The sequence below is a fragment of the Spirillospora sp. NPDC046719 genome (assembly GCF_040645715.1).
Taxonomy (GTDB): Bacteria; Actinomycetota; Actinomycetes; order Streptosporangiales; family Streptosporangiaceae; genus Spirillospora.
In genome coordinates this window covers 1-12,583 of the sequence record NZ_JBEYYT010000282.1, presented here as the reverse complement: position 1 = coordinate 12,583, position 12,583 = coordinate 1, and the positions used below count along the sequence as shown (strand labels likewise).

11 protein-coding genes are annotated in these 12,583 nt (G+C 74.1%); 7 read left to right on the top strand and 4 right to left on the bottom strand.

The window, feature by feature from the left end:
• Nucleotides 1-36 precede the first annotated feature (36 nt).
• Nucleotides 37-1,218 carry an acyl-CoA dehydrogenase family protein gene (locus ABZ914_RS34685; RefSeq protein ID WP_500198442.1) on the bottom strand — a complete coding sequence of 394 codons (1,182 nt, stop codon included), beginning with the start codon at nucleotides 1,216-1,218 and terminating at the stop codon, nucleotides 37-39.
• A 144-nt stretch (nucleotides 1,219-1,362) separates the two neighbouring features.
• On the opposite strand from ABZ914_RS34685, the gene ABZ914_RS34680 reads away from it, so the two are divergent.
• Nucleotides 1,363-2,796, top strand: coding sequence for an aldehyde dehydrogenase family protein (locus ABZ914_RS34680; RefSeq protein ID WP_500198440.1), 1,434 nt, complete (start codon nucleotides 1,363-1,365; stop codon nucleotides 2,794-2,796).
• Between the two features lie 4 nt (nucleotides 2,797-2,800).
• On the opposite strand, the gene ABZ914_RS34675 is transcribed toward ABZ914_RS34680, so the two are convergent.
• The gene (locus tag ABZ914_RS34675) at nucleotides 2,801-4,309 is read right to left on the bottom strand and encodes an RtcB family protein (RefSeq protein WP_500198439.1); all 1,509 of its coding nucleotides are present in this window, start codon (nucleotides 4,307-4,309) and stop codon (nucleotides 2,801-2,803) included.
• Nucleotides 4,310-4,445: 136 nt separating this feature from the next.
• Nucleotides 4,446-5,054 carry a TetR/AcrR family transcriptional regulator gene (locus ABZ914_RS34670; protein ID WP_190865775.1) on the bottom strand — a complete coding sequence of 203 codons (609 nt, stop codon included), beginning with the start codon at nucleotides 5,052-5,054 and terminating at the stop codon, nucleotides 4,446-4,448.
• Between the two features lie 55 nt (nucleotides 5,055-5,109).
• Here ABZ914_RS34670 and ABZ914_RS34665 point away from each other — a divergent pair, with 55 nt between their 5' ends.
• Entirely contained in the window at nucleotides 5,110-5,910 is an 801-nt protein-coding gene (locus tag ABZ914_RS34665) for a class I SAM-dependent methyltransferase (RefSeq protein ID WP_500198444.1), read from the top strand.
• Here the strand turns inward: ABZ914_RS34665 and ABZ914_RS34660 are convergent.
• On the bottom strand, nucleotides 5,835-7,133 hold the full coding sequence (locus ABZ914_RS34660) for an ROK family transcriptional regulator (RefSeq protein ID WP_500198437.1): 1,299 nt from the start codon (nucleotides 7,131-7,133) through the stop codon (nucleotides 5,835-5,837). The genes ABZ914_RS34665 and ABZ914_RS34660 overlap by 76 nt on opposite strands.
• A gap of 155 nt (nucleotides 7,134-7,288) precedes the next feature.
• Between ABZ914_RS34660 and ABZ914_RS34655 the strand changes: the two genes are divergently transcribed.
• The 5 genes from ABZ914_RS34655 to ABZ914_RS34635 form a co-directional block, all read left to right on the top strand.
• A complete protein-coding gene (locus ABZ914_RS34655; RefSeq protein WP_500198436.1) occupies nucleotides 7,289-8,698 on the top strand; it encodes an ABC transporter substrate-binding protein in 1,410 nt (469 codons plus the stop codon).
• A gap of 7 nt (nucleotides 8,699-8,705) precedes the next feature.
• Complete coding sequence (locus ABZ914_RS34650) at nucleotides 8,706-9,749, top strand: carbohydrate ABC transporter permease (RefSeq protein ID WP_500198435.1); 1,044 nt, start codon at nucleotides 8,706-8,708, stop codon at nucleotides 9,747-9,749.
• Complete coding sequence (locus ABZ914_RS34645; protein WP_500198433.1) at nucleotides 9,742-10,635, top strand: carbohydrate ABC transporter permease; 894 nt, start codon at nucleotides 9,742-9,744, stop codon at nucleotides 10,633-10,635. The genes ABZ914_RS34650 and ABZ914_RS34645 overlap by 8 nt, the downstream gene beginning before the upstream one ends.
• A 58-nt stretch (nucleotides 10,636-10,693) precedes the next feature.
• Nucleotides 10,694-12,061, top strand: a complete 1,368-nt coding sequence (locus ABZ914_RS34640) for a GH1 family beta-glucosidase (protein ID WP_500198443.1) — start codon at nucleotides 10,694-10,696, stop codon at nucleotides 12,059-12,061.
• 119 nt (nucleotides 12,062-12,180) lie between these two features.
• The coding region (locus ABZ914_RS34635; protein WP_500198432.1) for a biotin carboxylase N-terminal domain-containing protein at nucleotides 12,181-12,583 on the top strand (403 nt) is incomplete at its 3' end.

Below are 12,583 nucleotides of genomic sequence, written 5' to 3'. Positions count from 1 at the left end.
GGCGCCTCATGGCGACGGCTCGCCGCGGGCCGGCGGTCAGTAGGAGCGGGGGAGGCCCAGTTCGTGCTGGGCGATGTGGGCGAGGACCAGTTCCTCGGCCACCGGGATGTTCTTGGCGATGCGGGCGTCGCGGAACATCCGGGCGACCGGGTACTCCAGCGAGTAGGCCATGCCGCCGTGGGTCTGGAAGGCGCGGTCGGCGGCCTGCCAGGCGGCGTCGGCGGCGGTGAGCTTGGCGATGTTGGCCTCGGACCCGCAGGGGCGGCCCCGGTCCCACAGCCACGCCGCCTTGTAGGTCATCAGCCGGGCCAGCTCCAGCTGCGCCTTGATCCGCGCGAGCGGGAACGCGATGCCCTGGTTCGACCCGATCGGCCGGCCGAACGGCGCCCGGTCGTTGGCGTAGTCGCAGGCGATCTTCAGCACCAGGCCGCCGGACCCGACGCCGCCCGCGGCGGCGAGGATCCGCTCGGGGTTGAGGATGTCCCACAGCACGGCGAAGCCCTGGTCGACCTCGCCGAGGACGCGGTCGGCGGGGACGCGCACGCCGTCCAGGAACACCATGCTGGACGCGACGGTGTTGGTGCCGAGCTTGGGGATCGGCCGGTAGGTCAGCGTGCCGTCGGCGACGGCCCGCTCGACGTCCACCAGCAGGACGGTGAAGCCGGACGTGCGGGGCTTCGCCTCGGCGGCCGGGATCGTCCGGGTGACCAGCACCAGGTGGTCGGCGCGCTCCACCCCGGAGATCCAGATCTTCTGGCCGTTCACCACGAACCCGTCGCCGTCGCGGCGGGCCTGCGTGGTGATGTTCATCGCGTTGCTGCCCGCGTCCGGCTCGGTGATCGCGAAGCAGGTCTCGATCTCGCCCGCCGCGATCCCCGGCAGGAACGCGCGCTTCTGCTCCTCGGTGCCGTGCCGGGCGATGGTGAGCCCGCCGAACGCGGGCGTGAGCAGGTACATGAACGACGCGGCGCCGCCCGCGCCGCCCTCGGCGAGCGCCTCCAGCGCCACCGCGAGCTCCAGCAGGCCCTGGCCCGCGCCGCCGTACTCCTCGGGGATCGCCAGGCTGTGCCAGCCGCCCTGGACCAGCTCCCGCCAGACCTCCTCCGGCCACCGCTTGTCGGCGTCGCAGCGGCTCCAGTACTCCTGGTCGTACTTTCCGGCGATCGCCAGCACGCCCTCGCGCACCGCGGCCGCGTTCTCCGGCAGATCGAAGTCCACCCGCGCCTCCTCGACTCTCGTGCGGGCTCCACCGTAGCCGATGGAGTAAGTGAGCACTGACGCAGGTCCCCGCCGTCATTGAAGCGCGGATCTCCGGGTAGTCAACGGCGGTCGAGGTCTTACGCGCGGCAGGGGGGTCACGGGATGCGACCAGGCGACAGGTGGACGCTGGCGGGCGCGCGGTGGAGCCGCGGCGGCGGGGACGGCGCGTTCACGGTGACCGATCCGGCGACCGGCGAGCCGGTGGGGGAGGTGCCCGTCGGCACGGCCGTGGACGTGGCGGCCGCGGTGGCCGCCGCGACCCGGGCGGGGCCCGGCTGGGCCGCGACCGCGCCCGCCGCGCGCGGGGCCGCCCTGCACGCCGCCGCGAGCGCGGTCGAGCGGCATGCCGACGACCTGGCGGCGCTGGTCACCGCGGAGATGGGCAAGCCGGCGGGCGACGCGCTCGGCGGCGTCCAGGCCGGGATCGGGACGCTGCGCCAGTACGCCGAACTGGGGCCGCTCCACGGGGGCCGGAGCCTGCAGGGCGGCTGGAGCGCCGCCGACTTCATGGCCCGCGAACCGCTCGGGCTCGTCGCGGTCGTCACGCCGTGGAACGATCCCGTCGCCATCGCCTGCGGCCTCATCGGCGCGGCCGTGGTCACCGGCAACACCGTCGTGCACAAGCCGTCCGAGCGGACGCCGCACACCGGGGCGCTGCTCACCGAACTGCTCGCCGAGGCCCTGCCGGCCGGCGTCGTGAACATGGTCAGCGGCGACGGGACGACCGGCGAGGCGCTCGCGAGCCACCCGGACCTCGACGCGATCGCGCACGTCGGGTCCACCCGCACGGGCCGCCGCGTCGCCGAACTGGCCGCCGCGAGCGGCGCGAGGACGCTGCTGGAGAACGGCGGCGCCGACCCGCTGATCGTCGACGCGGGCGTCGACCCCGCCTGGGCCGCGGAGCAGGCCGCCACCGGCTGCTTCGCCAACGCCGGCCAGATCTGCACCTCGGTGGAGCGGATCTACGTCCACGAGGCGGCCGCCAAGGAGTTCGTCTCCGCGCTGACCGCCCGCGCGCAGGCGCTGCGGACCGGCCCGGGCCGCGACCCGTCCACCGAGCTCGGCCCGCTGGTCGACGAGCGGCACCGTACCCAGGTCCACGAGCAGGTCGAGAAGGCCGTCGCGGACGGCGCCCGGCTGCGCGCCGGCGGCCGGATCCCGAGCGGCCCCGGCTGCTTCTACCCGGCGACCGTCCTGGACGGCTGCACCGACCAGATGGCGGTCATGGCGGAGGAGACGTTCGGGCCCGTCGCACCCGTCCGCGCCGTCGCCTCGTTCGAGGAGGCCCTGGACAGGGCGAACCGCTCCCGCTACGGCCTCGCCGCGACCGTCCTCACCCGCGACATGGCGCACGCGCAGCGCGCCTGGCGCACCCTGAAGGCCGGCACCGTGAAGATCAATGCGGTGTTCGGCGGCGCCCCCGGCGGCGCCGCCACCCCGCGCCGGGGCAGCGGCCGGGGTTTCGGCTACGGCCCCGAGCTGCTGGACGAGATGACCGCCGTGAAGGTCGTCCACCTGCAGACCGACGTCCCCTGAGGCGTCACCCCTTGACGGTCAGCAGCGGGCGCAGCTCCGCGACGGGCGTCGCGACGCCGCCGCCGCGCAGGCTCGCCACCACCGGCCCGATGTCCTTGTAGGCCCACGGCGCCTCCTGCTTGAGGTCGCGGCGCCACGCGGCCATCACGTCCGACCGCCGCGCGACCATCGGATCGCGGTGGTCCAGCGGCGTCACGACGCGGAACTCGCGCAGGAACGCGTCGAGCTCCGCGTCGCTCCCGCGCGCCGACGCACCGCGCGGAACCCGGCGTCCCGCGCCGTGGCAGGCGCTGGCGAGGGTGCGCGGGTCGCCGTGCCCGCGCAGCACGAAGCTCGCGGCGCCCATCGACCCCGGGACGATCACCGGCTCGCCCCACATCGCGTACGGGCCGCCCGCCATCGCCTCGTGCCCGGCCGCGGGCGTGGCGCCCTTGCGGTGCACCACCCGCTCCCCGTCCTGCCAGAACAGGTTGTGCGGCGCGTCGTACAGCAGCCGCGCGTCCGCGCCGCCGCACTCCGCCGCGAGCCCGGCCCGCATCGTCAGCGACAGGAAGAACCGGTTCCCGGACGCGAAGTTGGCGGCGTTGCCGAACGCGTCCAGGTACCGGCGCCGTGCGCGCGCGGACCGCTCGTCGAGCAGGAACGGCAGGATCCCGTTCGCCGGGCGGGGAAGGCCGCCGGGCCAGCCGGCGCGCAGCGCGTCCAGGGCCGTCGCGTTCGCCTGATGGCCCAGGGACAGCGAGCCGCTGTGCACCATCGTCACGACCGTTCCGGGCGCCAGCCCCCAGGCGTGCGCCGCCGCCGCGTCGTGCACTCGCGACACGTACTGGAGTTCGGCGAAGTGGTTGCCGCCGCCGATCCCGCCGATGACGCTGTCGTGGCTGGCGCCGCCCGCGCTGCCGATCCAGTCGGCGAACGCCTCGGCCGTCCCCACCGGGAGAGCGGGCGCGTGCACGCGGTCCAGAGCGTCGTCGGCGTCCTCGGGCCGCACGCCCTGCCACGGCGTGCCGTCGGCGAGCAGCAGGCCGGGCAGCCCGTCCCGCAGCAGCGCCTCCCGCTGGACGGGCGTGAGCGCGATCCGCCGGCCGCCCTCGAAGAACAGGTGGCGCAGCCGCCGCTCCAGCGCGCCGAGCCTCGGCCGGACGCGGTCGGCGTCCAGGGACGTGACCTCCAGCCGCATCCCGCAGTTGACGTCGTTGCCGACCGCCTGCGGCAGCAGCGCGTGCTCGGTCTCCAGCACCGTGCCGATCGGGATCCCGGCGCCCTTGTGGAAGTCGGGGGTGAGCGCGGCGCGGGCGATGCGCGGCTCCGGGCCGTCATAGCCGGGCGTGGACTCGGCGAGGCGTTCCAGGGTGCGGGCGGTCTCCAGGAGCGCGAGCGCCTCGTCGACGGCCGCGTGTTCGAGCGGGACGTCGTCCCCGGCGCAGATCTCGACGGGGACGCCGTACGGGTTGGGGAGGTGGAGCCAGTGGTCGCCGGTGCGGACGAGCCGCCGGTCCTGACGTGCGGACATGGGGGATCCTTCGGGCTGCTGGAAGGCGCGCGACGGCGCGCGCAGGAAAGAGGGCCGTTCGCGCGGAAGGGCGCGCCGGCCGGGGGAGCGGGACGGAGGGCCCGCTCGTTCCTCGGGTTCAGCAGCCGCGAGGCGGTTACGACCGTACCGCGCGGTCCTCCGCCGGGCCACCGGTTTTCCCGTAGGCCCCGATGTAGCTCGTCACCATCCGGGCGACGAAGTGCGCGACCTGCTCCGGCGGGCCGGACGGCAGCATGATGTGGCTCATCGTCAGCCGGACCGCCGCGTCGGCGATCTCCACGAGCGCGTCGCGGTCCACGCCCGGCCACTGGCGCAGCGCGTGCTCGGCTAGCCGGGAGCTGGCGGTGAACAGCACCGGCTCGGCCCGCGTGGTCAGCAGCGGCAGCATGTCGTCGCCGTCCGCGCCGGTCAGCACGGCCTTCTTCAACTGGTCGTCGGCGGACATCTCCAGCGTGAACAGCACCGCCGCGACCACCGCCGAGTACAGGTCCTCGTGCTCGGACAGGACCTGGTCGATCCCGTCGAGGTAGCGGTCGTTGTCGCGCACCACCACCGCCTGCGCGAGGCCCCACTTGTCGCCGAACTCGTTGTAGACGGTCTGCCGGCTCACCCCGGCCGCAGCGGCGACGTCCTGCATGCGCACCGCCCGGTAGCCGCGCTCGACGAGGAGCGCGGCGGCGGCGTCCAGCAGGCATTCGCGCACCGGACGTTCCGCGCTGCTCATGAGTCGTCCTTCCGGCCGGCGGTCACCCCGTCATTATCCTTGTCCGGTGACGGAAATGGACTACCGGGCGCTCAACCGCGCGCTGTGGGACGAACGGGTCGCCATCCACGTCGCCAGCGACTTCTACGACGTCGCCGGCTTCCGCGCGGGCGGGACGGCGCTGCGCGACTTCGAGATCGCCGAGGTCGGCGACGTGGCGGGCCGCCGCCTGGTCCACCTGCAGTGCCACTTCGGGCTGGACACGCTGTCGTGGGCGCGGCTCGGCGCGCGCGTCACCGGCCTCGACTTCTCCGGGCCCGCCGTTGAGGCCGCCCGGGAGATCGCGGCCGGATGCGGCCTCGACGCCCGGTTCGTCCAGGCCGACGTGCACGACGCGGCCGCCGCGCTGGGGGAGACCTACGAGATCGTCTACACCGGCCTCGGCGCGCTGGTGTGGCTGCCGGACGTCGACCGGTGGGCGCGGATCGTCGCCGGGCTGCTCGAACCCGGCGGCTTCCTGTACCTCAGCGAGTTCCACCCGTTCGCCGACATGCTCGACGACGCGGAGGGCACCACCGTCACCTACGACTACTTCGACACCTCGCCGCAGGTCTGGGACGAGCCCGGCACCTACACCGACGGCGACCAGGACACCCGCAACACCCGCTCGGTGCAGTTCCACCACGGGATCGGCGAGGTCGTCAGCGCCCTCGCCGCCGCCGGGCTCCGCGTCGACTTCCTGCACGAGCACGACCACACGCTGTTCCGGCGCTTCACGTCCCTGGAGCGCGACGGCGCGATCTACCGGCTGCCGGCGGGCCGCCCGCGCGTCCCGCTGATGTACTCCCTGCGCGCCACCCGTCCCGCCGACGGCTGAACCGGGGGCGGGGGCGGCGCGGCCGGCTCGCCGCCCGCGTCGAGCAGGTGGGCGAGGGGCAGCGTCGCCGCGCCCACCGCGACGGCCTCCGGGCCGAGGTGGCAGGGCTCGACGGAGGTCTGCGCGAACGGCTGCCGCAGCGCGTACCGGGCGGTGGCGTCCACGATCCGGTCGAGCATCCGGCCGCCGAGCAGCAGCCCCGCCCACCCGCCGATGATGATCTTCTCGGGGCTGAACAGGTTGACCAGGTCCGCGACGCCCGCGCCGAGGTGCTCGGCGACGTCGGCGCGCAGCTCCGCCGCGGCCGGCGACGGATCGTCCAGCAGCCCGGCGAGCGCGGTCTCCTCGTCGGCGCCGGCGGGCCCGCCCGCGGCGCGGTACCGCTCCAGCAGCGCCGCCGCGCCCACATAGGCCTCCAGGCAGCCGAGCGACCCGCAGCGGCACGGCACGCCGCCGACCCGCGACGTCGTGTGCCCCCACTCGCCGGCGCTCCCCGCCGCGCCCCGGTAGGGCGAGCCGTCGATCATCACCGCGGAGCCGACGCCCGACCCGATGAGCGCGACCACCGCGTTGCGGTGCCCGCGCCCGGCGCCGAACCACATCTCCGCCTGGCCGAGCGCGGTCGCGCCGTTGTCGACGAACAGCGGCAGGCCGGTGCCCTCCCGGAGCATCCGCTCCAGCGGCACCCCGTCCCAGCCGATCGTCTGGCAGTGCACCACCGCCTCGGTGCCGCCCTCGGCCGCGCGGTGCTCGACGACGCCCGGGACGCCGACCCCGACGCCGATGATGGTGGACGGGTCGACCGAGGCGCGCCCGATGACGTCGGCCAGCCCCGCCAGGATGTGCCGCGCCACGGCGCGGTCGTCGTGCCCGCCGTCGCCGAGCGGCAGGTCGGCCTTGGCGAGCTGGGTGAGGTCGAGGTCGAACAGCTCGACCATCACGCGCGTCTCGCCGACGTCCACGCCGACCAGATGGCCGAAACCGGCCGCGACCTTCAGCAGCACCCGCGGGCGGCCGCCGTCGGACTCCACGCTGCCGGCCTCCGCGACCAGGCCCGCCTCGATCAGCTCGCCGACGACGTTGCTGACCGACGCGGGGCTGAGCCCGGTCTCGCGCGCCAGGTCATGGCGGCTGAGCGGGCCGTCGAAGTAGAGCCTGCGCAGCAGCACCGAGCGGTTGGTGCGGCGCAGATCGCGCACGGTCCTGCGGCGCCGGTCCGGCATCGGGCCCCCTTTCGCCGCGGCTCGGCGGCCGCGTCCCCCGGAAGGTTCTCAGGTCTTGACCCCGGAATTATGTCACTGCTTAGATCACGCCGTGAAATAAGGTGTGACGTAACTCTCCGAGTGACGCACCCACTCCTACGCGGAAGGCCGAGCCGATGCGCCACCCCACCTCACCGGCGTCCGGACACAGCGCGACATCCTCCGGGGAACACCCGCCCGCCACCGCACCGACCTCCCGTCCCGGCCGGCGCGCGCCCCCGCCGCGACGCACCGCGACGGCCCTCACCGCGGGGGCCGCCGGACTCCTGCTGGCCGCGGCCGCCTGCGGCGGCGGGACGACCTCCGGCGGCGGGGGCGGCTCGTCGAAGACGCTGACCTACTGGGCCAGCAACCAGGGCACCGACATCGCTGCGGACCAGCGCGTCCTCGGCCCGGAGCTGGCCAAGTTCGAGAAGCAGACCGGGATCAAGGTCAAGCTCGAGGTCGTCCCGTGGACGGACCTGCTCAACCGCATCCTCGCCGCCACCACCTCCGGGCAGGGCCCGGACGTCCTCAACATCGGCAACACCTGGTCGGCGTCCCTGCAGGCGACCGGCGGGCTGCTGCCGTTCGACGCCAAGACGATCGCCGAGGTCGGCGGTGCCCAGCGGTTCGTGCCCGCGGCGCTCGCGAGCGCCGGCGCGAAGGGCAAGGACCCGGCGGCCGTGCCGCTCTACTCCCTCGCCTACGGCCTCTACTACAACAAGAAGATGTTCGCCGACGCCAAGCTCGACCCGCCGAAGACCTGGCAGGAGATGGTCGACGACGGGCACCGGCTGACCAAGGGGAACGTGCACGGCATCGCCGTCGAGGGCGCGAGCATCCCCGAGAACGTGCACGCCGCGTTCAACATCGGCCAGATGTACGGCGCCGACTTCTTCACCGCCGACGGCAAGCCGCAGTTCGCCACCCCGCAGGCCGTCGCGGCGATCAAGTCCTACGTCGGGCTGCTCGGCACCGAGAAGATCGCCGCGCCGGGCAACGCCGAGTACTCGGCCAACCAGTCCCTCAACGACTTCGCCACCGGCAAGGCGGCGATGCTCATGTGGCAGGCGACCACCAGCGGCTTCACCAACCTCGGCATGAAGCCCGGCGAGTGGGGCGTGGTCCCCATCCCGGCGCCGTCGCCCCTGCCGCCCGGCGGCCGCCCCATCACATCCATGGTCGCCGGCATCAACATCGCGGTCTTCAAGAACACCGGGAACCGCGGCGGCGCCCTGAAGTTCGTCAAGTTCATGACCAGCGACGACGAGCAGAAGATCCTCAACAAGGCGTACGGGTCGCTGCCGTCGGTCACCGCCGCGCAGAACGACCCCGCCTTCGACACCGCCGACCTCAAGGTGTTCAAGGACATCCTCGCCTCGCACGCCGCGCCGCTGCCGCAGGTGCCCGCCGAGAGCCAGTTCGAGACCGCCGTCGGCACCGCGATGAAGGAGCTGTTCGCCGACGCCGCCGCGGGCCGCGCCGTCACCGACGGCGAGATCAGGTCCAAGCTCGAAGCCGCCCAGCAGCAGATGGGCAAGTGACCGGCCCATGACCTCTGCCGACGTCACGCCCGAAGCGACACGGGCGGGCGGCGCGGCGGGCGGCCGGCGAGGGCGCCCTGGCGGTGCGGGGGCCGCCGGGGGGCCGTCGGGCGTCCGCGGCCGCCGGCCGCGCGGGCGGTTCCGGGTCCCGCCCCGCCTGCTGCCCTACCTGCTGCTCGCGCCCGCCGTGGCCGCCGAGCTGATCGTCCACGTCGTGCCGATCGCGGTCGGTGTGTGGATGAGCTTCCGCGACCTCACGCTGTTCTACATCCGCGACTGGGCGAAGGCGCCCGGCAAGGGCCTCGGCAACTACCGGATCGCCGTCGACTTCGACGCCGCCATCGGCCGGGACCTGCTGGGCTCGTTCCTGGTCACCGTCGCCGTCACCGTCCTCGCCGTCGGGCTGTCCTGGCTGCTCGGGACGGCCGCCGCGATCCTCATGCAGGAACGGTTCCGGGGGCGCGGCCTGCTGCGCGCGGCCTTCCTCGTCCCGTACGCGCTGCCCGTCTACGCGGCCGTCATGACCTGGGGCTTCCTGTTCCAGCGCGACACCGGCATGGTCGACCACGTGCTGGTCGACCAGCTGCACCTCACCGGCGGCGACCGGCCGTTCTGGCTGATCGGCGGGAACAGCTTCTGGGCGCTGCTCACCGTCATCGTGTGGCGGTCCTGGCCGTTCGCGTTCCTGGTGCTGATGGCCGGGCTGCAGAACGTGCCGCGCGACCTGTACGAGGCGTCCGCGCTCGACGGCGCGGGCGTCTGGCGGCAGATCCGGCACATCACGCTGCCCGCGCTCCGGCCCGTCAACCAGGTGCTCGTCCTGGTGCTGTTCCTGTGGACGTTCAACGACTTCAACACGCCGTTCGTGCTGTTCGGCAAGGCGGCGCCGGACGGCGGGGACCTGATCTCGCTGCACATCTACCAGACCTCGTTCATCACCTGGAACTTCGGCACGGGCTCGGCGATGTCGGTGCTGCTCCTGCTCTTCCTGCTGCTGGTCACGGCGGTCTACCTGATCGCCACGTCGCGACGGAGGACCGCCCGTGCCTGAGACCGCCGCGCCCGCCCGCGTCCCCGCGAGGAGGCGCCGCGCGCCCACCGACCCGCCCGCGTCCTTCCTCTGGACGCGCCGGATCGTGCTGACGCTGCTGGCCGTGTTCACCCTCGTCCCGGTCTACGCGATGATCAGCTCGTCGCTGAAGCCGCTGAAGGACGTCCAGGGCGCGTTCCACTGGCTGCCCTCGGAACCGACCCTCCGCCCCTATGTCGACATGTGGTCGACGGTGCCGCTGGCCCGGTACTTCGCCAACAGCGTCATCGTCGCGGTCGGCGCCACGGCGGCGTCGGTCGTCATCGCGATAGGCGCCGCGTACGCGGTGAGCCGGTACCGGTTCGCCGGCCGCCGGGTGTTCACCGTCACGGTGCTGTCCACGCAGATGTTCCCGGGGATCCTGTTCCTGCTTCCGCTGTTCCTGATCTTCGTGAACGTGGGCAACGCGACCGGGATCGCGCTGTACGGCAGCCGCGGCGCGCTCATCCTCACCTACCTGACGTTCTCGCTGCCGTTCTCGATCTGGATGCTCGCCGGGTACTTCGAGTCGATCCCGCGCGAGCTGGACGAGGCGGCGCGGGTGGACGGCTGCGGCCCGGTCGGCGCGCTGCTGCGGGTGATCGTGCCCGCCTCGCTGCCCGGGATCGTCGCGGTGACCGTCTACGCGTTCATGACCGCCTGGGGCGAGGTGCTGTTCGCCTCGGTGATGACCAACGACCGGACCCGGACGCTGTCGATCGGCCTGCAGGGCTACTCGACGCAGCACGAGGTCTACTGGAACCAGGTGATGGCCGCCTCCCTCGTGGTGAGCGTCCCCGTCGTCGCCGGGTTCCTGCTGCTGCAGCGGTTCCTGGTGACCGGACTGACCGCCGGCGCCGTCAAGTGACCGCCCGCTTCCCCGTCGCCCCGGCTTCGAGCCCCACCCCAGAGGGAGACCTGTGCCCATCGACGACCTGACCGCGTTCGGACCCGACTTCGCGTGGGGCGCGGCGACCTCGGCCTACCAGGTCGAGGGCGCCGCCCGCGAGGACGGCCGCGCCCCGTCCATCTGGGACGTGTTCTGCCGCGTCCCGGGCGCGGTCGCCGGCGGCGACACCGGCGACGTGGCCTGCGACCACTACCACCGCTGGCGCGAGGACGTCGCGCTGATGGCGTCCCTCGGGCTCGGTGCCTACCGGTTCTCGATCGCCTGGCCGCGCGTCCTGCCGGACGGCGCCGGACCGGTGAACCCGGCCGGGCTCGCCTTCTACGACCGGCTCGTGGACGCGCTGCTGGAGGCGGGCATCGAACCGCACCCGACGCTCTACCACTGGGACCTCCCGCAGGCGCTGCAGGACCGCGGCGGCTGGCCGGCCCGCGACACCGCCGAGCGCTTCGCCGAGTACGCCTCGGTGGTCGCCGGGGCGCTCGGCGACCGGGTGGCGTCGTGGGCGACGCTGAACGAGCCGGTCTGCGCGGCGTGGCTCGGGCACCTCAAGGGCGTGATGGCGCCCGGCGTCGCCGACGTGCGCCGGGCGGTGCCCGCCTCGTACCACCTGCTGCTGGCGCACGGCCTCGGCGTGCAGGCGATCCGCGCCGCGGTGCCGGACGCGCGCGTCGGGATCGTCAACCTGCTCACCGACTGCGAGCCTGGCGGCGACCGGGACGAGGACGCGGCGGCGGCGTGGCGCGAGGACGGCCACCACAACCGCTGGTGGCTCGACCCGATCCACGGGCGGGGCCTGCCCGCCGACATGATCGAGGTGTACGGGGTCGAGCCGCCGGTGCGGAGCGGCGACCTGGAGGCGATCGCGGCGCCGCTGGACTGGCTGGGCGTCAACTACTACCGCCGCTCGGTCAACGTCGCCGACCCGGACGGCCCGCCGCCGCACGCCCGGCAGATCACCCCGGCCGGGACGCCGCGCACCGGCATGGAGTGGGAGATCCACCCGGACCGGCTGGAGAGGATCCTCGTCCGCGTCACCGAGGAGTACGCGCCGCGCAGCCTCATGGTCACCGAGAACGGGTCGGCGTACACCGACACGGTGACCGGCGACGGCGCCGTCCACGACCCCGAGCGGACCGCCTACCTGGAGGAGCACCTGGCGGCCTGCGCGTCCGCGATCCGCAAGGGCGTCCCGCTGGACGGCTACTTCGCCTGGTCGCTGCTGGACAACTTCGAGTGGGCGTACGGGTACGCGCAGCGGTTCGGGCTCGTCCACGTCGACTTCGGGACGCAGAAGCGGACCGTCAAGGACAGCGGGCACCGCTACGCCGACATCATCCGCGCGCACCGCGGCCTGTCCGCCGGGACGGTCGCGACCGGCCGCTGACCGTCCGGGCCGGGGCCCTTCGCCGCATGGGGGTCCCGGTCCGGGCCCGCCGCCCGCCCCGCCTACAGTGAGGCTCCACCAGACCCGCGACGGGCGGGCGCCGGGGTGAGGAGGGGCCGGTGGGCGGGATCCTTGTGGCCAACAGGGGTGAGATCGCGCTGCGGATCGTCCGGGCGGCGGCGGAGCTGGGGCTGCGGACGGCCGCCGTGCACACCCGCGACGACGCCGCGTCCCCGCACACCCGCCGGGCCGACGAGGTCCGGGCGCTGCCCGGCGAGGGCGTCCCCGGCTACCTCGACGCGGACGCGCTGATCGCCGCCGCGAAGGACGCCGGGGTCACCGCCGTCCACCCCGGCTACGGGTTCCTCAGCGAGAACGCCGCGTTCGCCGCGCGGTGCGCCGCCGCCGGCCTGACGTTCGTCGGCCCGCGCCCGGAGCTGCTGGAGCTGTTCGGCGACAAGACCCGGTCCCGCGAACTCGCCCGCGAGGCGGGCGTGCCGGTGACGCCCGGCACGCCGGGAC